The organism is Rhizobium sp. GW821-FHT14E12 (genome assembly GCF_058803745.1).
The window spans coordinates 132535-155986 of record NZ_JBXAPH010000009.1; the positions used below are offsets into that span (position 1 = coordinate 132535).

The 23452-nt window shown below is 55.4% G+C and carries 17 protein-coding genes; 3 read left to right on the forward strand and 14 right to left on the reverse strand.

Annotated features, from left to right (window positions below; translation table 11 throughout):
* The first annotated feature begins 188 nt into the window (after positions 1-188).
* Together AC1RO0_RS26040 and AC1RO0_RS26045 are read left to right on the forward strand one after the other, a co-directional pair.
* The gene (locus AC1RO0_RS26040; RefSeq protein ID WP_498595582.1) at positions 189-764 is read left to right on the forward strand and encodes a sugar transferase; all 576 of its coding nucleotides are present in this window, start codon (positions 189-191) and stop codon (positions 762-764) included.
* A gap of 140 nt (positions 765-904) precedes the next feature.
* Entirely contained in the window at positions 905-2302 is a 1398-nt protein-coding gene (locus AC1RO0_RS26045; RefSeq protein WP_498595467.1) for an O-antigen ligase family protein, read from the forward strand.
* A gap of 125 nt (positions 2303-2427) precedes the next feature.
* Here the strand turns inward: AC1RO0_RS26045 and AC1RO0_RS26050 are convergent, their stop codons facing one another.
* The 7 genes from AC1RO0_RS26050 to AC1RO0_RS26080 form a co-directional block, all read right to left on the reverse strand.
* Complete coding sequence (locus AC1RO0_RS26050) at positions 2428-3549, reverse strand: glycosyltransferase family 4 protein (RefSeq protein WP_498595468.1); 1122 nt, start codon at positions 3547-3549, stop codon at positions 2428-2430.
* A 43-nt stretch (positions 3550-3592) separates the two neighbouring features.
* Complete coding sequence (locus AC1RO0_RS26055; RefSeq protein ID WP_498595469.1) at positions 3593-6439, reverse strand: glycosyltransferase family 4 protein; 2847 nt, start codon at positions 6437-6439, stop codon at positions 3593-3595.
* A 79-nt stretch (positions 6440-6518) separates the two neighbouring features.
* The gene (locus tag AC1RO0_RS26060; RefSeq protein ID WP_498595470.1) at positions 6519-7742 is read right to left on the reverse strand and encodes an FkbM family methyltransferase; all 1224 of its coding nucleotides are present in this window, start codon (positions 7740-7742) and stop codon (positions 6519-6521) included.
* Positions 7743-7749: 7 nt separating this feature from the next.
* Positions 7750-8334, reverse strand: a complete 585-nt coding sequence (locus AC1RO0_RS26065; protein ID WP_498595471.1) for a hypothetical protein — start codon at positions 8332-8334, stop codon at positions 7750-7752.
* A gap of 15 nt (positions 8335-8349) precedes the next feature.
* A complete protein-coding gene (locus AC1RO0_RS26070) occupies positions 8350-9315 on the reverse strand; it encodes a GDP-mannose 4,6-dehydratase (RefSeq protein ID WP_498595472.1) in 966 nt (321 codons plus the stop codon).
* 29 nt (positions 9316-9344) lie between these two features.
* On the reverse strand, positions 9345-10319 hold the full coding sequence (gene gmd, locus AC1RO0_RS26075; protein WP_498595473.1) for a GDP-mannose 4,6-dehydratase: 975 nt from the start codon (positions 10317-10319) through the stop codon (positions 9345-9347).
* A 420-nt stretch (positions 10320-10739) separates the two neighbouring features.
* The gene (locus AC1RO0_RS26080; RefSeq protein ID WP_498595474.1) at positions 10740-11858 is read right to left on the reverse strand and encodes a glycosyltransferase family 4 protein; all 1119 of its coding nucleotides are present in this window, start codon (positions 11856-11858) and stop codon (positions 10740-10742) included.
* Positions 11859-12055: 197 nt separating this feature from the next.
* On the opposite strand from AC1RO0_RS26080, the gene AC1RO0_RS26085 reads away from it, so the two are divergent.
* Positions 12056-12424, forward strand: a complete 369-nt coding sequence (locus tag AC1RO0_RS26085; protein WP_498595475.1) for a phosphomannose isomerase type II C-terminal cupin domain — start codon at positions 12056-12058, stop codon at positions 12422-12424.
* A 13-nt stretch (positions 12425-12437) separates the two neighbouring features.
* Here the strand turns inward: AC1RO0_RS26085 and rfbC are convergent, their stop codons facing one another.
* The 7 genes from rfbC to AC1RO0_RS26120 form a co-directional block, all read right to left on the reverse strand.
* Positions 12438-12986 (reverse strand): dTDP-4-dehydrorhamnose 3,5-epimerase, encoded by a 549-nt coding sequence (gene rfbC, locus AC1RO0_RS26090; protein WP_498595476.1) that lies wholly within the window; start codon positions 12984-12986, stop codon positions 12438-12440.
* A gap of 68 nt (positions 12987-13054) precedes the next feature.
* Entirely contained in the window at positions 13055-13942 is an 888-nt protein-coding gene (rfbA, locus tag AC1RO0_RS26095; protein WP_498595477.1) for a glucose-1-phosphate thymidylyltransferase RfbA, read from the reverse strand.
* A gap of 83 nt (positions 13943-14025) precedes the next feature.
* Positions 14026-14925: a dTDP-4-dehydrorhamnose reductase gene (gene rfbD / locus AC1RO0_RS26100; protein ID WP_498595478.1), complete on the reverse strand. Its 900-nt coding sequence runs from the start codon at positions 14923-14925 to the stop codon at positions 14026-14028.
* Positions 14922-15989 (reverse strand): dTDP-glucose 4,6-dehydratase, encoded by a 1068-nt coding sequence (gene rfbB, locus AC1RO0_RS26105; RefSeq protein WP_498595479.1) that lies wholly within the window; start codon positions 15987-15989, stop codon positions 14922-14924. Before rfbB ends, rfbD begins: the two co-directional genes overlap by 4 nt.
* 175 nt (positions 15990-16164) lie before the next feature.
* Positions 16165-21027 (reverse strand): FkbM family methyltransferase, encoded by a 4863-nt coding sequence (locus tag AC1RO0_RS26110; RefSeq protein ID WP_498595480.1) that lies wholly within the window; start codon positions 21025-21027, stop codon positions 16165-16167.
* 278 nt (positions 21028-21305) lie between these two features.
* Positions 21306-22058 carry an ABC transporter ATP-binding protein gene (locus AC1RO0_RS26115; protein ID WP_498595481.1) on the reverse strand — a complete coding sequence of 251 codons (753 nt, stop codon included), beginning with the start codon at positions 22056-22058 and terminating at the stop codon, positions 21306-21308.
* A gap of 37 nt (positions 22059-22095) precedes the next feature.
* Positions 22096-22917 carry an ABC transporter permease gene (locus tag AC1RO0_RS26120; RefSeq protein WP_498595482.1) on the reverse strand — a complete coding sequence of 274 codons (822 nt, stop codon included), beginning with the start codon at positions 22915-22917 and terminating at the stop codon, positions 22096-22098.
* Between the last annotated feature and the right edge of the window lie 535 nt (positions 22918-23452).

The window sequence follows — 23452 nt, forward strand, 5'->3', positions numbered from 1 at the left end:
TAACGCCCATGCGTCCGCTCAGACCATGCTTCGCACATTATCTCCGGGAGAAACAAGGCGCCCCTGCGGGACAGGCCCGGCAAAATTTGTGCCTCGAACGATTGTGCAGAAATGCCTGATATGAGATGGACTGCGCAGAAGCCATCACCGGCGCCGCGAAACCGGCGCCGGTAAAACCATCAGAGACGATGCCCTATACGATCGCCAAGCGCCTTTTCGACTTCCTCGCCGCCTTTGCGGCTGTCGTCGTCTTTTCCATCCCGATCCTGATCGTCGCGGTCGCCGTGCGGCTGACCTCCCCCGGCCCCATTCTTTACTGGTCGGACCGGGTCGGCCGCCGAAACCAGATCTTCCGCATGCCGAAATTTCGCAGCATGCGGACCGACACGCCTGCGGTCGCGACGCATCTGCTGAAGGATGCCGGCGCCTATCTGACGCCGATCGGCTCCTTCCTGCGTAAATCCAGCCTGGACGAACTGCCGCAGCTCTGGTGCATCCTGAAGGGCGAAATGAGCGTCGTCGGCCCGCGCCCGGCGCTGTTCAACCAGCATGACCTGATTGCCCTGCGCACCGAGCGCGGCGTCGATGTCCTGCTGCCAGGCCTCACCGGCTGGGCACAGGTCAACGGCCGCGATGAGCTGCCGATCCCGCAGAAAGTGGCACTGGATGAGGATTATCTGCGCCAACGATCCTTCTTCTTCGATCTGAAGATCATCATCCTGACGGCACTGAAGGTCGTTCGCAGCGATGGTGTGACCCATTAACAGCAGCATCGGGCAGAAATAAGCTCGGTGGATGCACAACCGCCGAAATGCCGTATTCATGCCCCTTTACAGCCCTACTGGCTGTCGTGAATGCTCCGGCATACCAGACGAATCGAACGTGGACGAAGGCGGAGATACCATTGGACGACTTGCGCGCGAAGAAACCGCATGCTGATCCCGCGGCCGGGGCTATGACCGGCAGGATGACCACAGGCATCATGACACGGCCCGTGGCGATCTTCGGAAGCCTGCTCTGGATTCTCGTCGCATCCGCTACCCTTGTGGAAAGCGATGCCTACCGCTATGCGGTCGCCCTGCTCTCGTTGATCGCGCTCTATTACTATCTGAAGGCGCCGGTGCGGCCTCACACTGATTGGATCGGCTGGCTATGCATGGGCTGGGGTGCCTACGTCATGACCCGCTTCGGCATCACCTATTGGCTGACGCCGGAACACGATATCGGCGCCTCTGACTGGCTCTACGCCTTTCCCTTCTTCTTCCCGATCCTCGGCGTCGCGGTCCTGCTGTACGAACCGCTATTCGAAAAGATCATCGCCGCCTATTTCGCCGCGGCCCTGATCATGCTGGTCGCCACGCAGCATTTCCGTGAGGTTTTCGCCGGCGAGACCATCCGCCCGCTGATCATGAACAACCAGATCCACGGCGCCGTCGCCTGCGGCATGATCGTGATCTTCACGCTGTTCTGGCTGCTGCACTATCTGACGGACAAGTCGAGCGACCGCAGGATCGCGCGTTTTGCCTATATCGTCTCGCCCTTCATCGTCGGTCTCTGTTTCATCGCCATCTATGGCGCCAAGTCGAAAGGCGTCTGGCTAGCGCTCAGCATCACCTTGCCGGTGCTGGCGCTGGTGGCTCTGAGCTATCTGCGCCTGAAGCTCGGCGCCATCGTCATCGCCGTCGCCGCGGTCCTGCTCGTCGCCGGCGTCTATACCGTGCGTCATAATCTCGACAAGACGGCCGGTCCGACCGTGTCGGCGACCGTCGCCATGCTGGAAAGCGTCACCGGCGGCCATGACCTGGGTGGCGCGGTGACAAGCACCATCGGCTCCACCAACACGCCGGTGTCGATGGACGAGCGGCTGCAGCTCTGGTCGAACAGCTGGGAAGTCTTCTCCTCCGCTCCGGTCTTCGGCTGGGGCAACCGCTGGCTGGAACGCTGGTATCAGACGCGCTATTCGCATATCCAGTACACGCTGCTGCACAACGGCTATCTGGAAATCCTGGTGCGCTACGGCCTGTTCGGCGCTGCCATCATGGCCTTCATGCTCGCGGTCTTCATCCGGGCGGTACGGCGCGCCTACAAGGCCGCCATCATCCCCCGCGCCGCCTGGCACGCTTATGCCGTCTGCCTGTTCTTCTTCGCGCTGACGCTGCTCAGCAACTCCAACAACCGCCTGGCCATCGGAGAAAGCCTGGCCTTCGCCAGCTCCGCCTTCGCCTGCTGGTGTCACATGCGGCTGAAGGGGGAGTATTTGGCGGCGGCGAAGGTAGACGCGAAAGCTGCCACAGCGGGCTGATCTCGCTGAGGCCGCATCATGCGAGACGAAGCATATCTGTGCGGTACCAGTAACCGCAAAGCTCCTCCAGCGTACCTGGAAAGCGGTTCGATCAGCGACATGCAAGGCATGTAACTATAGCCTGGCTAGATGCCGCCGCGACGCTTGGCTATCGCCTTCTCGAAGATGCGCTCCAGCTGGCGCGCACTTTCCGTCCAATCGAATCGCGCAGCATTCGGCCTTGCATTGTCTGCAAGACGCGCGTGAAGCATGTCATCGGTAGCAAGGCTTTCCAGGCCGTTGCGAATGGATTGCACATCGTTGGGATCGACAAGAATACCGGCTTTGCCGGCAACCTCGGGCATGGAGGACGTATTGGACGTCAGCACCGGGATTCCCATCGCATTCGCCTCTATGATCGGAAAACCGAAGCCTTCATAAAGCGATGGCATCGCGAGAAAGCGAGCATGGCTGTACAGTTGCGCGAGATCGGCGTCAGACACGTAGCCAGTCAGCCGAACGGATGGCTCAATCTGCAATTCCGCGATATGCCCTTTCAGATCGCCCAACCGCCAGCCTTGACCGCCCGCGAGCACCAGAAGAAATCGCTGCCGCGTGGTTTCAGGCAAAGCTGCATAGGCTTGCAACAGTCTGAGCAGATTTTTGCGGGGCTCAAGCGTTCCGACGAAGAGAATGTAGGGGCGATCGATGCCAAACTGCGACAGTTTCTTTGAGATCGCTACTCCGCCGATGGTCGTTAACCCAGGATAGATAATGCTAAGCTTGTCGCCGCATCTCGGAAACTGAGCCTTTAGCGCATCAGCTGTTGCAGCGGAATCAGCAACAATCTCGTCGGCAACGGCGACCCCCGGTTTCATTAACCAGCGATCGGCCATCCAAGTCTGCCACCGCATAGTTGCAGCCATATCTCGCCAGACGAGATCATGAATCGTGATGACGCGCGCAATGCGACGATCGAGAAAAAACGGTAGACGGTGAGCAGGCCCCCAAAACACTTCGATCTTATCCCGCGCCGCACGGCCTGGTAGTTCCGTCTGCGCCCAGATCATCCGTCTTATTCCACCAGGAAAGCGCGCAACATGCAGTTTTGCCGGAGGCAGCTCCTTCAGATCACCATATGGAGCTTCGGGCAAATAGAAATGCAGTTCATGGCCGCGAAACGCGAGATGCCGGCTCATTTCCAGCACGTACCGTCCGATACCGGTCATGCTCGTTACCAAATTACGCGCATCGATACCGATTTTCATTCGCTGGCTACCCCATGTACCACTGCGTCTCGCGGTCGCTCCATCACAACGGGACCCGTAGCGGATTACTCCACCAACCGACCGATTCTTGGAGCAAGCCTATATCTGCGAAAGCACCGCCCTTCCTTTTGAATGCCGAGGGGATCTCGATTGACATATATAGGCTGTCGCCAGACGGCAACACGAATGGAATACGAGACCTACGGTTCTCCAGGGAGATCGCCTCTCCATTGTTCGACAGAATGCGATAGCTCGCCATCACCGCCAGCGAACCATCCGGAGCACCCACGCTTCCCCACAGCTTTTGGGACAAATTGACAACACGAACTATGTACTTCAGCGTGTCACTATCACTGGCAATCGGCCCTTCCACCAACTCGATCTTGTGCCGGGTTTCATCGGAAGCCAGCGCCTCTCCCATTTTCGTGATGCCGATATTGCTTATTGGTACGTAAGTCGTGTTCGACTGCGGCCTGTATAGCTGATACCAATCGTCAGTAAGCACGACCCTCTGTAATTTTTCGGCACTTTCCTTCCAACTTATCCCTCCATTGACTCTTCGCGCCAAAGGCGGGGTTTCGATAGTATTCGTTCCTGTACGAAGGAACGAACGGATCGTCTTTGCGAGCGACTCGGGGGAACCAACGGCAAAGAAATAGCAATTCTGGCCGTTTGCGGTGACTTCGCGGAAAACTGGAATATCGCTTGCAATCACAGCTTTCCCAAAGTGCGCGGCCTCAACAATGGGAAGGCCGAAACCTTCAGCATATGAGGCAGCAATCAAGGCATCGCTGTCGCTATAGGCATTCTGTAATTTTTCATCCGAAATGCCGTTCATCCAGATCAGACGCTTCCCATACTCACGATGTTGTTCTATTCGCCGAACGAAATGCTCGCCCCCCCAGCCGGGCTTTCCGACGATCGTCAGTCCAACGTCCATACCCTCGTCCCACAATCTGTCGAAAGCCTCCAGGGCAACACCGTGCCCTTTGCGCGGCTCGAGTGTGCCAACCATCAGGAACTCCGAGCGCTCATTGCGGCGAACAGGCATAACATCAGCGGCAATGGTCGCCTTGGCAAAATCGGCGCCGAGGTGCCAATAGCCTATCTTCAGCTCCCGTGGAAACTGGATCGCCTCAAGTATCGTGATCAGTTCATCGGCAACGGCTTTCGAAATGCAGATAAACGCATTCGAATAGGACAGGGCAGCTTGAAACCAGTTCGAGAATGTGGGGGGCATGCCAGGGTCGCAGAAACCCGGGAATCTTAGCGGAATCGTATCATAGAGACATGAAATGACGATAGCGCCCCTCAAGCGGGCAGAGCGCAACGTTGCGTAGTGATGCCTATAAAATTCCCAGGAGCTATCGAGCATCAAGATGCGGTCATTCGGGGAAAATTCCAGCCGAGTATCTTCCGTGAAGCCAATTGCGGTGTTGGTTTTCTCCAGCGTCTTCGGAATCGCAAACCAACCGTCGAGAGAATCGCTATATGCGACTATCCGTTCGACGCCATCATCCTGCAGCATCTCGAGATTGGAACAAATATTTTTGACAACACGCTGAATACCGGTCTTGTGGTCCACGCGATATGTTGATGTCGCATCAACGATCAGTCGTGGCCTGTCAGATTTGACTAACTCCGATCGTGCAAATGTCTGCGCGATGAAATTCGTCGGAAGATCCGTATTTCCAAGTCGCTGCAAAGCGGCATATCTAGCCGCTGAGATCGATTCAACCTTGCCGTTCTCCGCCGAGTGGGTCACGGCATCTTTCAGCGCAGCAACGGCAATAGCAGCGGATTTCGCCCAACTGAATTCCGCGGCACGATTGCGCTGTTTGTCAGTCACAGCCTTCATCGCTTGACGGTTGCCAAGTGCCTTCTTCATTACTCGCGCTATGTCCTTGGCATCCGCTGGATTGAAAAGGAATTCCCTGTCTCCAATGACTTCAGGCAGGGCGCCCGTGTTCGACGCAATGACAGGCGCGCCGCACGTCATGGCTTCCAGTGCGGTCAAGCCGAACCCCTCCAGTAGCGAAGGTTGAATGACGAGGTCAGTCTCCCTGTAAAGCGCCACGAGCTGGCTGTCCGTCACATGGCCAATAGCTACGAAATTCTGCTCGGGAAGCCCCAGCTTCTTCCACCTCTCTTGTTCGTCTCGTAACAGCGATTGTGGGTGATCGCCAGCCAACACAAAACTGTATTGCTCTCGCAAATCTGCCGGCAATTGTGCGAATGCCTCAATGGCAGACCTCACATTCTTGCGCCAATCCAGCCCTCCGACATAGAGGATGAAGGGTTTCTCGGTCAGCTTTGGCGCGTTCGTTTCGACATGCTCCATCGCATCCCTGAAATCTCTCGATACGCCCGCAAGCATGTTGAATACACGAGGATTTCTTGAGATCTCGAAACACTCGTGTTGGGAATATTCGGAAATACAAAGATTCAAATTGAATTCTGAGTAGGAGGCGAGGCGACGCTCATAATAGGCACGCAACGCCGAGGATGAGAGATATTGCTGGGGATAGCGATAAGGTATCGCATCGTAAAAGATCGATGCGAAAGGAATTTTCGAGATACTATTGGGAACGAGCGGAACAGTCTTGTCAAAGCTGCCTTCGAACGGGCTCGCAGATAGCGCGACGTCGGGATTCAGCGACGCGACATGATAAGCCAGAGCGATCTCGCTGAGCCGCCTCTTCTCCGTATAGCCCTCTATCGCTTCTCCCCCTTCGGCAACACCATGCCACATGAAAATATTGGCAGGTTTTATCCATTGCTGGAGATGGTCGCGAGCTGCAAGTGCTTCCAGCGGCATACTAGCATTGAGGGAAATAAGAAGTTCGACGTCGGGATGATTGTCGACAATACCAAGGATAAGTTCTTGCACGTAACGCCCGATTCCACGCCACTTGCTTGCGGTCTGGAAGCATTGCCCGTCAATCCATAAACGCATCAAAGATCGTCTTTCATTGCAATCTTGAAGTATCTCGAAGCAATATATCCCATTGAGCGACCGTGCCCTTGGGCGCATCGATATACCACTGTCCTTCCTGACCGTCATCCAACCAGTCAAACGGTTGAACTCCATACCCGCGGGCTCCTGCGAATGCCATAAGCCTTCCCCTTATCCTCGGAAAGCGATAAGCTAACCGCAAGCACTTATCCTTCACTTGTGGTCTCCTAGAAAGCCAACGAATGAGCTTTTCAAGCAGCTTCGTGACGACAAGCTGCGGGAACCTTTTCGCATTAAACAGCAATGAAGAGCCCATACGAAGCGGTCGGGTAAAGCGCCAGGAAAGACTATTATAGGTGCGATGCAACTCTTCGCGAATAGCGTTTTCCTGGAGGCCGGCATTCCAGACGGCATTCTCCAGGGTGTCTATTTGCTGTTCTTTTCTCTCGACAATCCGTTGGAGATGGTCCGCTCTCAACGTTTGTTCGACAATGCTTTTTTCTGCCTGATTACATTGTTCTGTAAGCTGATGCCGTAGACGAACAGCATAAGGCGTGTGCTCACTAAGGACAAAATCATCAAAGACATTCGGGCCATATCCGAAAGACCGGAGCAGCTCTGGATGTTGATCGCTGACATAAAAGCGGCTTAGCCCATCGCAATATACAAATCGGTACCCCAAGCTCAATAGCTTGGGGTCCCATATCCCATAGTTCGTTTCCTGCAAATTGGGCAGAGTGCTTTCCATCACAACAACCCAAGGTCGAATCGACGATAATGCCCAGCTATCGACGGCGGACGCTTCCATATCCTCAATGTCGACCTTAAGCCAATGAACTTCCCGGCCTCCCATCAATGTCAAGACGGCTGACAGGGGAATAAATTGGACTTCGGCTTCCATTACCCGCTGTCCCGCCGCTTGATGCTTCATAGCTATGTCGTAGCTGCTGGTACTTAATCCGGTTTCCGGCATCTCGAAAAGCCGCAGCGGGCCGTCCCCGGTACCAATTGTGGCATGTATAACCAATTCGTCCGGTCGATCTCGACGCAGCTTATCCGCATAATACATCGTGGCTTCTGTATGAATACCACGCCAACCATTCTCATAGAATGCACGGCTAATCGAATAAACAACAGGATCCCGAGCACTTATATCGATGTAGAAACCGTTCTCGATGTGCTTCAAGGCTCGCCAAAGAATGACATCCTGAAAGTTCCGTGCATAGGAGGTGAACACGATTAGCTTAGCCTACTCTTGCGCGATGCGAAACGTCGCATCCAGCCAACTGCTTCCAATACTGAGAAATACGCCAATCCCGAATGCAGCCATTGAAATCACGAGCGTACCGGGTATCCGATAGAATCGGGCAAGGCTTGGACAATGGTCGAACAAAAGAAAAATAACGGCGCTGGTGCACAGTAGGAGAAGGTGATTGATCATCGCACTGTCCCAAACAATGATGGGCAGGCGAAGCCACGGAAACGAGATCCTCTTCAATGCTTGCGCCTGCTCGATGCATACGGTCATGCTTCCGCATCAAGATCTCGCTGGACAGACCCCATCCGGCTACGCCCAACAAAAGATAGATCGGATAGGCGCTCGGACGGGTCACATTCGCCATCTTTGCCCGCACGGGCTCGACCCGGATGATCGCCAACATCAATGCCTGCACCAGCAGATGGAGGATAGACCACAACGCACCCAGACGCGAACGCGGAAACCGTGCATGCAACTCGCCCCTGACGAAGGCGAGAATAAAATGCCCATATTTCCAAACACTGGGTAGCAAATGCTTTCTCTCCGATATTATGAGCATATGATCGATCATGAGGCGCCGATATGATCAGCGTGCTACCCGCATCTTCCAATCGTCAAGCACATCGCCAAGCGTGCGGCTCAACTCGATCCCAGGCTTCCAGCCAAAGGCCGCCAAAGCCGCGCCGTTATCTCCCGCGGCCACCGCGATTTCTGGCCCACGCAGTCGCAGCGGGTCGATCTCGACATCCACCTTCAATCCGGAAAGCTGGATAAGCATGTCGAGGATCGACTGGATCTGCACCGACCGACCCGAGGACAGGTTGAAGACGCCGCCGAGACTTTCCGACGCGTCCTCGATCAGAGCGGCATCGGCATAGGCACGTACAACGTCTCGCACGTCAAGAAAATCACGGAAGGCAGAGAGGTTTCCGACACTGATGCGAGGCGGTTTGGCACCCACCGAAATCTCGGCAAGTTGCTTGGCGAAAGCGGAGACGACATAGGCATCCGTCTGGCCGGGTCCGGTATGGTTGAACGGACGGAAGCGGATGGATTTCAGCCCATCATGGGCAAGCTGCCCGACGAGCACGTCCGCCGCGGCTTTCGTTGCGCCATATACGTTCATCGGCTTGAGCGCCGCACTCTCCTTTACCGGAGCACTTGCCGCGTCGATAAACGATGCACCATAGGCTTCGGAACTGCCCACGAAGATGAAACGCGCTTCCGGCGCAAGCTCCATCGTGGCGTAGGCAAGGTTCATGGTGCCTTGAAAATTTACGTCCCAAGCCCGTTGCGGCATCTTTCGGGCATCCGCAGGCGCTGCAATTGCCGCGAGATGAATGATTGCCGTCGGGCGGCAATCGCGGATCAGGGTCGTTACCTGACCCCGATCCGCAATATCTGTCTTCCAGTCCGACGCATCTCCCTGACCGGCGGTCAAAACCACCAGGTCAGGATGCTGTTTCAGCCGCCGCTCACGCAATTCACGCTGCAGCCAAGCCCCGACAAAGCCGCTGGCGCCAGTAATGAGAATACGGTGTTCTCTCGGCATGGAAGTGTCTCGTCGTTCGGCCGGAAGATTTACTTGGTCAATCGCTTAAGATCGGCTTCGACCATTTCGACGATCATCTCCTCGAGGCCGATTTTGGGCTCCCATCCGAATTTCTTCCGAGCCTTCTCCGGGTTGCCGAGCAGCACATCCACTTCCGCCGGACGGAAGAGCTCAGGATCGATCACCAGATGATCCTCCATGTTCAAACCGGCATGCTTGAAAGCAATGGCGCACATGTCGCGGACGGTTGTCGTACGGCCGGTTGCGATCACGTAGTCGTCGGCAACGTCCTGCTGGAGCATCATCCACATGGCGCGGACATAGTCTTTCGAATGGCCCCAATCACGCTTGGCATCGATGTTTCCGAGCCGCAGTTCCTTTGCCATACCAAGCTTGATACGCGCAACCGCGTCCGTCACCTTGCGGGTGACGAATTCAATGCCGCGAAGCGGAGATTCATGGTTGAAGAGAATGCCGCTCGACGCGTGCAAGCCGAAGCTTTCACGATAGTTGATGGTGATCCAATGGCCGTAGAGCTTGGCAACCGCGTAGGGCGAACGTGGATAGAAAGGCGTTTCTTCCGACTGCATCGGCTCCTGAATGAGCCCGTACATTTCGGAGGAGGAAGCCTGATAAAAACGAGCCTCAGGCCTTTCTATGCGAACCGCCTCCAGGACATTCGTCACGCCGAGGGCCGTCACCTGACCGGTCAGCAGAGGTTGCTGCCACGAGGATTTGACGAAGGATTGAGCCCCGAGGTTATAGACTTCGTCCGGCTTCACGTCCTTTACCGTTCTGATAAGACCGGAAAGATCCAGGAGATCGCCGTCGACGATGCGGACGTCGCCCTCGATACCCAACCATTGCAGGCGGGTGAGATTGACATCTGCGGTGCTGGAGCGACGTGCGAGCCCATGCACTTCGTAGCCGTTCTTCAGCAGCAGTTCTGCAAGATAGGCGCCATCCTGACCCGTGATGCCCGTTACCAACGCTTTCTTCGCCAAGTTCAATCTCCAATTATTGCCGCATTCACTTCATGCGGGTAGGCCAAGTTCGCAGAACGCCGCCGAGCGCGCACCATACTTGGCTATCAATTTTCTAGCGCCATTTAGCCCGTATGGGGCCTAATGACAACGACCATGAGCAATTCGCCCTGGATGCGCCCCCTCAACGGCGCAAAACCAATTGCAGAAAATCGGCACGCTAATCTCTTGCTATGTGCACAAACACTTTACAAGAGATTGGAGAAATCGAAGCTCGTTGAGCTATAATGCCCAACCATTGCTTGCCTATTCTCCGAAAGATGAACCGATGAAGCTCGCGGTACTCATTCAAATACCGAGATGGCTATATCGTGGCGATGTCTAAGCATACGTCAACCGTCGAACAGGAAAGAGCCATGACACGGACAGCGTTTTCCAGGCTCAGCCCGCACGAGAGCCCGTCAATTCGCCATAGAGGCGATTATAGGCCGAACACATCTTCTCTGCCGTGAAACATTTGAGATAGCGATCACGCGCCGCGGCACCCAATGCGGCAGCCTTCTGCTCGTTGTCCCAAAGGGATTTCATTGCATTCGACAGAGCATCGACATCGTTCGGCGGCACCACGAACCCGGTCTGTTTATCCAGATTGACGAAACTTGTCCCCGTGCCGATTTCGCATGAAATCATCGGCTTGCCGAACATTGCCGCTTCGACGAGAGAAAGCCCGAAGGCCTCGGAGCGAAGATGCGAGGGAAACACGAACCCCGCACACAGTTCGAGCAGAGCAATCTTGTCGTGGTCCGACAAGGATCCGAGAAAATGGATATTGTGCGGATTTTGCCCGGCGGCCTGCTTCAGTTCCGCCTCCATCGGCCCACTGCCGACGATCACGATATCGAGGCCATTGCGTTTCGCGGCCTCCAGCAGGATATGGACCCCCTTGTAATATCGCAGAACGCCGACGAATAAGAGAAAGCGATTGGGAAGCCTGCCGCGCCAACGGGCTAGCGTCGCTTCATCCGGCTTTGGATAGTCCGCTTCATCCAGGCCCAACGGGATCACCGTCGTCTTGGATTGGAACCTTTCCAGCACATCGCTCGACATGAGGTAATTGGGAGACGTCGCGACAATGCGGTCGACGCTTTTCAGAAAGCGAAACATCAACGGCTTGTAGAACTGCAGCAGAACCTTCTGCTTCACGATGTCGGAATGATAGGTGACGACAGTCGGCTTGCCGGGAGGAACAGTGAGATGGACGATGTCCATCACCGGCCACGGAAAGTGATAATGGACGATGTCGGCCTTCCGGCTAAATTCCCGAAAACGGCCGAACACCTCGCGTGAAAAGCCGGTAGACGCGAATTCGAAATCGAGCTTGGCCTTGTGAGCCATGTGACCGTCAAATTCGACGCTGTTTTCGACCGGCATTTCGCTCAGCGAGAGGACATCGGATTCCACGCCATACTTGGCGGTACCCTTGGCGATCGCATGGATCGTCCGCTCAACGCCGCCGAATGTGTCAGGCCAATATGTTTTAAAGAAATGTAGAACGCGCATGTCACCCCTGTAGCGAAAAGCACTCGCCGCGTCACCTGGGACATTGTGGAGCCGAAACAGCTTGGACAGGAACGCGCAAAGCAGGCTCCTTGTCAGCATCGGCCAAAAAACCTTGCTTTGCCGGCGCCGCTGAACTAATCCCGCGCATAATTTTCGGCCGCACGACGGTCGATCGGCTTTTCGCAAGGGAGATTTCGTTGAAATCCGGAAGCTTTTATAAGATTGGTGACAACGATCAGCGCCCTTGGGGCACATGGCATGTGCTCGATATCGGTGATCGGCATGTCGTCAAACGCATCGTCGTAAACCCCGGCGAACGGTTGTCGTTGCAATATCACAACCATCGCTCAGAACGTTGGACCGCCGTTTCCGGGCACGGCATTGCCGAGATCGACGGAACGGAACATCCCCTGCAACTCGGGCATACGGTCGATATTCCGCTGAAGGCGACGCACAGGGCTTCATGCACCAGCGATACACCACTGGTTTTCATCGAGATTCAATATGGTGAACTCCTCGACGAGAACGATATCATCCGGATCAGCGACGACTACAACCGGGTGTGAACGCGAACCGATATCAATCGAATAGCTCGGCATCCGCGAGCAGCGGCTGCCGCTGATCCTTGGCGGAAAGCGTGAGCGCATCCAGGGTTTTCCAGTCGATGCCGATCTTCGGATCGTCCCAGCGGATGCCGCGGTCGCTCGTCGGGGCATAATAATTGGTGGTCTTGTAGAGGAATTCGACGCGGTCGCTCAGCGTCAGGAAGCCATGGGCAAAGCCTTCCGGGATCCAAAGCTGGCGCTTGTTTTCCTCGGACAGGAGAACGCCGACCCATTTGCCGAATGTCGGGGACGAACGCCTGATGTCAACGGCGACATCATAGACTTCGCCGACCACGACCCGAACGAGCTTGGCCTGCGCATGCGGCGGCAGCTGATAGTGCAGGCCGCGAAGGACACCCTTGCCCGACCGGCTATGATTGTCCTGTACGAAGGCAGCGCTTCGCCCTATCGCCGCTTCGAACTTGGCCTGGTTGAAGCTCTCGAGGAAAAATCCGCGATCATCGGCAAACACTGCAGGTTCAATGATCTTGACGTCCGGTATGGCGGTATCGATGGCTTTCATATGTCTTTCCTGCTTCACTCTGCCGGCATTCGGCAGGCCGGCCACACGTAATTCGACGGAGTGCGCCGTTAAAATATCTGTTCGTGCAGAATGCCCAGAAGATACTGCCCGTAGGCGTTCTTCTTCAGTGGTTCGGCCAGCGCCTCCACTTGCGAAGCGTCGATCCAATGGCTCCGGTAGGCAATTTCCTCGGGGCAGGCGACCTTCAGGCCTTGCCGGCTTTCGATGGTGGCGATGTAATGGCTCGCCTCCAGCATCGATTCATGCGTACCGGTATCGAGCCAGGCATAGCCGCGGCCCATCGTCTGCACGTCCAACCGTCCGGCTTCTAGATAGCGTGCGTTGACATCGGTAATTTCCAGCTCGCCGCGTGGCGAAGGACGGATCGATTTCGCGACGTCGACCACACCGGCGTCGTAGAAGTAGAGCCCGGTAACGGCGTAATTGCTCTTCGGGACCTTCGGCTTTTCCTCAAGGCTGACCGCGCGGCCCTCCGCGTCGAATTCGACCACGCCATAACGGTGCGGGTCATGGACGTGATAGGCAAAGACCGTAGCGCCGCTCTCCTTGTCGCTCGCCTGATGGAGGAGCTTGGCGAAATCGTGCCCGTAGAAGATATTGTCACCCAGCACCAAGGCCGACGGGGCGCCGTCCAGGAACTCCTCACCGATCAAAAATGCCTGGGCAAGCCCGTCCGGGCTCGGCTGTACCGCATAGTCGATCTTCATGCCCCACTGGCTTCCGTCCTGCAGTAGCTGCTCGAAGCGAGGCGTATCCTGTGGTGTCGAAATAACAAGGACTTCGCGGATGCCGGCCAACATCAAAGTCGTCAGCGGGTAATAGATCATTGGCTTGTCGTAGATTGGCAGAAGCTGCTTGCTGACGGCAAGGGTCGCGGGATAGAGGCGCGTACCAGATCCACCAGCGAGTATGATGCCTTTACGTGCTTTGTTCATTATCCACCGTCTCGTCTTGATTTCGCTTTACAGTCGTTCAGCCCGTCAATTGTAGCCCATGGGTTCGCAAGACCTCACGCATCTCAGCGCGCGGCAGGTGCAAGCCTCTCCATGACGTCATTCACCCCCTCCTGCCATGCAGGAAGATGCAAGTCAAAGCAATCCATCAGCTTTTTGCAATTCAACCTGGAATTTTGCGGCCGCTTCGCCGGGGTCGGATATTCAGCGGTCGTGATCGGCTTGAGAGCATCGAGCTGGAGAGCAAGCGGGAAGTTCCTCGCCGACGCCTCGCGGACGATATGCGCCGCATAACCGTGCCAGGACGTATTGCCTTGTGCGCTTAGATGATAGGTCCCGGAAACGTCCGGCGCCTCCGGACCGCTGACAAATTCGACGACCCTGCGCGTAACGTCCGCAATCAGCACCGCCGATGTCGGTGCACCGACCTGGTCGGCGACGATATTCAGCGAGCTGCGCTCCTTCGCAAGGCGCAGGATGGTCTTGAGGAAATTGTTGCCGTGGTGGCCATAGACCCAGCTTGTTCGCAGGATCGCGTGACGAGCGCCGGAAGAACGAACCGCCTCCTCGCCCAGCCACTTGCTTTCGCCATAGACCGACTGCGGGTTGACCGGATCGGTCTCGACATAGGCATCGGCCTTGGTACCGTCGAAGACATAGTCGGTCGAGTAATGTACGAGATAGGCACCATTATCGGCAGACCAGCGCGCCAGCACGCCTGATGCCGCCGCATTCACCGCCATTGCCTGCTCTCTTTCGCTCTCGGCGCGATCGACGGCAGTGTAGGCTGCGGGGTTCACAATGATGGTTGGCTTATGCCGCTCCAGGACGGAGAGAATGCTCGCCTCATTCGCCAGATCCATCTCGGCACGCGTGACTGCCGTCACTGTACCCAATGGCGCGAGAGAGCGCTGCAATTCGAAGCCGACTTGCCCATTGGCGCCGGTGACCAGGATCAAACTCACGGCTGAACCTCATATTGCTTGCCGACCCATTCGCGATAGGCACCGCTGGTGACATTCTTCACCCAATCCTCATTGGCGAGATACCACTCGATCGTCTTTCGAATGCCAGTCTCGAACGTTTCCTCCGGCTTCCAGCCCAATTCGCGCTCGAGCTTGCGCGCATCGATCGCATAGCGGCGATCGTGACCGGGCCTGTCCTTCACGAAGGTGATCTGGTCCTTGTAACGGCTGCCGCCGGCCTTCGGCCGCAGCTCGTCGAGGATGGTGCAGATCGTATGCACCACATCCAGATTGGGCTTCTCGTTCCAGCCGCCGACATTATAGGTCTCGCCGACCTTGCCGGCTTGAAGCACGCGGCGAATGGCGCTGCAGTGATCCTTGACGTAGAGCCAGTCGCGGATCTGCTGGCCGTCGCCATAGATCGGCAAGTTCTTGCCCGACAGCGCATTCAGGATCACCAGGGGGATCAGCTTTTCGGGGAAATGATAAGGGCCATAATTGTTGCTGCAATTCGTGGTCAGAACCGGCAGGCCGTAGGTGTGATGCCAGGCGCGCACCAGATGGTCGGACGCCGCCTTGCTGGCGGAATAGGGGCTGTTCGGCTCATATCGATGGAGCTCGTCGAACGGCGCGTCTTCCTTAGACAGCGTACCATAGACCTCATCGGTCGAGACATGCAGGAAGCGAAACGCCTGCTTCTCGTCGCCCGGCAAGCCGTCCCAGTAACTACGGACCGATTCCAGCAGGTTGAACGTGCCGACGACATTCGTCTGAATGAAGTCACCAGGCCCATGAATGGATCGGTCGACATGGCTTTCGGCGGCGAAATTGATGACGGAGCGAGGCTTGTGCGTAGCCAGCAGATTGCCGATCAGTTCACGATCGCCGATATCGCCATGAACGAAGACATGACGGTTATTGCCGTTCAGGCCCTTCAGCGTATCCAGATTGCCGGCATAGGTCAGTTTGTCGAGATTGATGACCGCCTCATCGAAGTGTTTCAACCAGTCGAGAACAAAATTCCCGCCGATGAAGCCGGCGCCCCCAGAAACCAATATCGTCATTCCGCTGCTATTCCTATCTAGACCCGTCTCAATACGATTGTAACCACCAAAGCTGTATTGCCCGGGAACACTCTGGAACGAACGTCAGACTTCTACAACGACCTCGAAAGCTTTGAAAAGCTCTATTCCAAACTTCTTCCCTGATACACTGATACACGCTGGAGCAGATGCCATATCAAAGCTGACGTTGTGGCGGCTCCTTCGGCACGCGCGCGCCCGAACGAGAAGCCTCGATTTCGGCTAAGCGGCCTACTATTCTGCGCCCCGCTTCAACGACCGATAGCCGTTGCTCAGCATCCGCCTTAGCCTTCTTGCCAAGTTCGCGCGCGAAATCTGGGTCGTCGTATAGTCGACGCAAGCACTGGGCGGCGTCCTCTTCCGATGGCTCTGCCCATTCATAATCCGCATCGTATGGTGGAATTGGCTCGCCAAGTTTCACAAGCTTATATCCGACAAGCAAGCTATTCTCTTCGTTCATGAATTCCGTGTTGCCAGAATATCCCGTCGCAACTACGGGCTTGCCCATTAGCATGGCTTCGGCCATCGTAAGACCCAGCCCCTCACTGCGATGGAGCGAGACATAAACGTCACAAACCTCCATCAGAGCCAGAACATCGTTGGGCGAATAGACTTCATCGATGATAGTAATCCGAAAGCCTTCGGCCGCCTTGCGCAGCTTTTCGATCTCCGTGGGGTGGTGGTCGCCGAACGACGTTTTGAGCACAAGACGTGCAGGCTCATCCGGGCGGAAGACCTGTTTGAAGGCACGAATGAGCCCAAGAGGATTTTTGCGCTCCATGATGCTCATCATGTGAAATGTAAATAAGTAGAGTGTCTCGTCTTCCGGCAAACCGAAATAAGCACGTCCACGCGTTTCAAAGGGTGTTAAGCGTACACCTGGGAACAGCTTGTGAACCGGGAGCGAAAGCTTTTCGCGCAGACCCTTGGCAACGAATTCGGTCGCAGCCCATACCTCATCCACGCTTGAGGCCTGAACGCGCCAAGAGTCCGGAATCGTGTCGAACTCCCAGTACCAGTAGGCGATCCGGTAGGAGCGAGGCTCTCGTTCGGAAAGATCGACACTTTCAAAGACCTTGTCAAAAAAGGGCTCCGGCTGAGCGTGGATGATGGTGACATCATGCGTTTCAAAGCCGACGAAACGCTCGTGGCCGGGATCGTCTTTCTTACCGGTGCGTACATCACGCAACGAGACCTCCGCACCGATTTCGCGCAAGCCCTCGACCATCGCCTCGGCAGAGATACGCAAACCTGAGGGATAGCAGAAATGGGCAAACATGTTAAGGCCAGGCCCTGCCAACTCAGCCGAAACCGCATCTAGATCTAGGCCGCTCAACCAAGCAGAGACCCAAGGCTCCATAACGACTACACCGGAGGTGAGCCAAGCAAGGAACCTGCGTGCAGCGGTAGGCTCCTTAAGCGCCAAAGGATGAGCGTATTGCCAATCTTCCCGCGACTGCCAGGCGAGACGGATTTGGTCTGCTGGAGAGCCCGGAAACGACCACTTCATGGGATCAAGCCAGAGGCCATCGATGCGATACATTGCACCAAACCAGCGCGCAAAACGGTTCGCACCAAAGGGCGACGCCCCATCGGGAAACATCGTCTGCCATGCAGGCGTCAGGCAAAGAGCCGTTACAATTTCCTGCGCGGGGCGCTCGCTCACCTCATGGAACAGCCACCAAATCTCCTCAAGTCTCACCCCCTCTTCACGGCGTCCGTGCTGGATAAACCAGCGAAAGAGTTCACGACAACTGACTGGCGTTAATCCATGGGGCCACCTTTGCCGGATATCGCCTCGCCCTAGAAAAACGCGGCGAGAGCGCGCACCCAAGTCAGCCGTGAACATAGCGCGCAGTGCCTCTGCTGCCTCCTGTGGTAAACCGAACTGCGTGCTTCCTTCGGTAATCAACCAACGCGCAAAACTACCATTCCATCCATCCGAAAGCGCTCGAGGAAAGCGAGCACGTATGTCCGGACGCCTGCGCAGCAGATCGAGCGTCCAGCGCGCCGCACTCCAAGTATCGGAGACTTTATAGGCGGGCTGCGGAAACCATAGCACATGTGCCCTTGGCTCCTCGACCAATGCCAGCACGCGTCCATCACACGAGAGATCGAGATCCATGGGCATAGGTTCGTAGGAACCGATCTGCGCTATCAGACGCCGCAACGTCTCCGCAGGCCCTTCCGCGCCAGGACTCCTCAGGCGCGGGATTGCCTCACCGCCATCCAGATCCGGATGGAGATAAGGATCCTCGTCAATACCCAAAGCTCGGATGTCGTCTGCTAGACGCTGCACATCCTCCGCAGGATTAGAGTGACCGCGGGTGGCTCCCTCGTGATGCACCAGAGCTCCAGCGGGCGCATATGCCGTGCGATAGCCCGCCCGCCAAAGCTGTAAGCATAGCGCTACATCGCTCATCGCAATCTGATAAGCTTCATCGAAGCCACCAACTGCGTCGAAAGCTTCGCGCGTCACCATCTGGCATGCCCCCATCACTGCCATCCAGTTACGGGGATGATGAGGGGATCCGAACAGATCAAAACCTAACGCTTCCCCGCTACGGAAGGCGAGAGCAGCTAGATGCGGACCAATCGCAACGCCGCCGTGCTGAAGCTCAAGCGAAGGAAAGATCAATTTGACGCCGACGCATCCTACACCTGGACGCTGAGCGAAGCGTACCATCTCGGAGAGCCAATCGGATGAGATCACTTCAACGTCGTTATTCAGGAACAGCAGAATTCGGCCCGTCGCAGCGGCCGCGCCGAAGTTGCAAGCGGCCGAGTAATTGAATCGGGGACGGAAATTCAAGATACGCACGCGCGGGTCGGTGCGCAACGCATCATACAGCTCCAGCGTCTCGGGCTCCACTGAGCCGGTATCGACTATTATCAGTTCCAAATTGCGATAGTTGGTCAGCTGTAAAAGCCCCGTCGTCGACATGCGTAGCAGATGCGCCTTATCCTTGGTTGGGATAATGACTGACACACGCGGCTCGGAAACCAGCGGCCAGATCGTCGACTGAGTTCCATCTAGCTCAGTTGTTGCGGTCGGCTGAAAGTCGCGACGAGACCAATAGGACTCAATTGTTCGGCGCGCGTCAGCGGCAGCGGGCGTCTCGGGCGCTGGTCTACCGCAGTCGCTTTCGGGGCGCCGATGACACAGCACCTTGGGGATACGCACGACCGTCTGCGCAACATCGGCAGCTCGCAGGTTCAAATCCCATTCGAACGCGGTGCCGGCTCTCTCGTCGAAACCGCCAGCCTTGATGGCAAGTTCACGCCGTAACAAAGTCAGGCGGCCGAAATAATTGAACGCGTAAAGCAGATCTGGCGAAAAGCCAGGCTTGAGATATGGCCGCTCGCGCACGTTCCCTTCGGAACGGCTATCCTCGTCACTATAGAGAATGTCGACCTGCGGGGTTTCTGCCAGCGCGGCGGCAATCTCATCGAGTGCAGCAGGAGCGAGGAGGTCACCAGCTTCAAGAACTGCGACGAATTCGCCTTGCGCCTCTCGCAGGGCATGGGCAGGTTCAGCCGCGCCCTCATTCACGCCTTTAGCGACAATGATCCGCGCGTCCCCGACGAGAAGGCTGGCAAACGACGATTGATTCTGCCGAGTGGCGGAGGCGCCATAGATCACCACCTCCCAAACAACGCGTTTCTGACCACGTAACGAAGCAAGCGTACGCCCTAACGCCACATCGTTGTTCTGCAAACCAGCATCAAGCAAAAAGGAGATCGGTGGCTTTTCGCTGCGCGGGAAAACAATCGCATTCGCGGCCGGCGCGCGTCCGCGAATCCAGGCAAGATATTTGGACTGTGGGGTCTCGGCGGAAGTGACGGCGCCAGCCGCGACAGTTGCTATCGCGTTGCGTTCGCGGATGAAACGCAGGCGAGCAGGAATACGCCAGGGGGTAACTGACCACCAAGCCGCCTTGAGGACGCGTCGAACCTGATTGCGCCGACCAGGTGTCGTCTGGCCGCTAAGCTGGCGTAGAGGTTCCGTGATCCGCCAACTCTTAGATGACAGAAAAACGTGGCGCTCACGATCGAGATTCGTTGCATGCGCAGCCAGATTGGCGTTCTCCTCGGCGCACCGACGCAGTTCGCTGGTTCGGTGCTCGAGCTCAGTGCGAAGCCTTGCTGCGTTTTCGGTTAATTGCATGACTTCGCTACGCAACCGTTCAACTACAAGCTTCTCGGACGTAGCGTGGCTCGACTGGGCATCGTGCTCTGCCAAGCGTATCTGTGCAGCGGCGAGCTGCGTACCTCTAATCTCGGCCTCTCCTCTGAGAGAACTAATTACGGCATCGCGCTCGATAACGGCTACGGGGATGTAGTCATCAAAAACATTGGGCGGTGCAAAAAAGGCTGCTTCTAGTTCGGCGTGCTCGCGCGCCACATAGAAGCGGTTCAAGCCATCGAAATAGACGAACTTATAATCCGAATCGACAAGGATACTCTCCCAAGTCGCGTGCCGCGGCTCAGTACTGAGCGGAGCTGTCGCCTCCACCACCACGACCCATGGGCGATTTACAGCCCAATCACAACCGAGGAGAACCTCTCGTTCGAAACCTTCGACATCGACCTTAAGAAAATGAACCGGCTGATCTCGTGGTACGTGCTCGCGCCATACATCTGCCAGCCGACGTAGCTCGACCACTTGTGTTGTTTCTTGCCAGTCCTCGCGATGAGCCTGCGCGACGGATTCGTCGAGAGTCGATAGACCGGTGTCACCAAAGAGATGAATCTCCGTCCGGCCTTCATATGAGCCGAGCGCAATCGGCAGATTAATGTCATGAAACCGCCGGGACTTTAACGCCGCATAGTGAATCGGATTGGGCTCGACATTGATACCATGCCAGCCTCGCTCGCTGAATAATTTAGTGACCGACATATCGTCAGGCGAACATGCCCCAACGTCAATATAAAAGCCGTGCTCGATATGGCCAAGAGCTCGCCACAATACGACATCTTCGAAGTTCTGCGCATAGGAAATAATGGTACTGGACGACACCCGGCTGGCCCACTCAATAGACAATTCAACGAGCTACTATACTATCTTCGTTTCCAACACCAGCAACTTGGCTCAAAATCGACCTTAGCCTCTGAGGCCTTAAAGGGCATCGACTCCATCGCTGATACTGAACAAGAAATAAGGCATCGTGAAGTCTGGATGGCGCCCGCCTGGCAATATGATTTTGGAAGATGTTTAAGCTGACCTGCCTGACGTCAAGGCGCCTACATTATCACTCCAAAAAGGTGTCTCGTCTCAGTGGAATCAACTGCCTATCGTCAAGGAGTGTCAACTCCAAAATAAGCGTTCAGCACGTCGGAGGGCTCCCCATCCATACGGATCTTGCCGTGCTCAAGCCAAATGATTCGATTGCAGTTTTTTTCCAAAAGCTCCTTGGCGTGGCTTGCGATCACCAGGATCTGCGTTTTTTCGACAAGCTCATTCAAGCGCTGATTAGCTTTAACCTTGAAACCCTCGTCGCCCGTCGCCAACCATTCGTCCATGATCAGGATTTCGGGCTGCAGGATGGTGGAAATTGAGAATGCCAATCGTAGCTGCATGCCGCTTGAGTAAGTGCGAACGGGCATCTCTAGGAAACCACCCAATTCGCTGAACTCCTCAATTTCCTCAAGCCGAGCTCTCATCTCGTCCTTTCGGAAACCCAACAATGCTCCCCGAAGGAAGATATTCTGGCGACCAGTCGCCTCAGGATCGATTCCCAGCGAGATATTGATTAGCGATGTGCATTTACCCTGGATCTCAATCTTGCCGGATGTCGGCTTGTAAACACCCGTTAGCACGCGCAGAAGAGTAGTCTTCCCTGAGCCGTTGTGGCCAATGAGGCCAATGCGGTCATGCTGCTTCAATTCGAGATTAATTGTATCCAATCCACGGACAACCACTGCGCCATGGCCTTCCGAATTGATCGAACCGCCGGTGGCTATGTTCATAACGCGATTTTTGAGCGAACGGCCACGCGCGTTATAGATGGGAAAGTCGACGGTGACATTCTGCAAGGAAATCGATGTCATACTTGCCTGTACTCTCTGAAATCTCTGTTGCTTTGACTCACAGCCAGTAGGCAATGCGAGCTCGGTATTTTTTCAAAAGCAGAAGCGCAATAGACCAACCGAGAATGGCAAAGCCTATTGCCACAAGCCAATTTGTGACGGTCACGGCCTGCCCAAGAAGCGGATTCCTGACAACTGAGATCAGGTGGAAAAAGGGATTAAAGTCGAGCATTCCGCGCGACGCGCTCTGTGGCAAATGATTTGGCATCCACATGATCGGAGTGACATAAAGCATAACCTGCATGATATTTTGTACAATCTGGATGAGGTCGCGATAGCGCGTGCACAGTATTGCCAATATCAACGCGATCCAAGTCATGTTTAACGTGACCAAGGCGAACCCTGGAATCACCAACAATGCCGAAATCCCAATTGATTTCCAGAATATCAGGAGAACGATTGGGAATATAACCAGATTGTGTGCAAGTATAACAGAATTTCGATACCATACTCTTAGTATATATGTAAAAAATGGTATATCAAGCTGTAGTATTATGTCACTATTAGATATAAACCCAGTGCATCCCTCGCTAACGATCTGGGTATAGTACCCCCAAAATATCAGACCTACACATATGAAAGGGAGAAATTCATTCATGGGGGAATTGAAGATCGTGCCAAAAACGAGGCCAAGAGCTCCAATTAATACGCCCATATTAATGGTGAGCCAAAACGCGCCGACCCGCGATCTCCTGTAGCGCTGCGCGACATCTTGCCATCCGAGCAATGCCGCCAGGCGAAAGTTCGACAATGCCTCTGCAATGTCCCACACAGCACCATGATAATGCGCTTCATTTTTGGCGATTTTGAAATTCTTCACCGGCAATCCATTTTCAGGTTCGTCTTTTGGCCCAACAATAGAGACATGCAGCCCTTTTTAAGGCGAACCCGTAGCAAAGCACGGAAACTGAGGATAGCCCCCCGCGAGCAAATATTCCCCCACACGGTCATCGCTCGTTCAAGCATCCATTAGAATGGCGCGGATCGTATCACACAGCCACCGAATGGCCGAGATTGTCTGCAGTTGGTCAACGTGTGACTAGCTGTGGAGCCTCAAGAGGTCGTGACTGGCAGCAAAATACGATGCTGATCCCTAGTGCGGAGTTCCACGTCATTTTCATTTCGCGGTGATCCATCAATACGGTCGAGTCGAGAATCCTCACGGCACTTTGCTTTATTCACATCGACCGTGGTTCGATGTGAACGGAAAAATCGATTAAAGAGACATGAAATCTAACATGCTTGATTCTTCGTCGATCACCAGTCAAAGATCAGTTAGGCATAAGAGCAATCTCGCCTTTACCGCGTCACATCGGAATTTCTCATATGAACTTTGCAAAAACGCGTCTCAGATA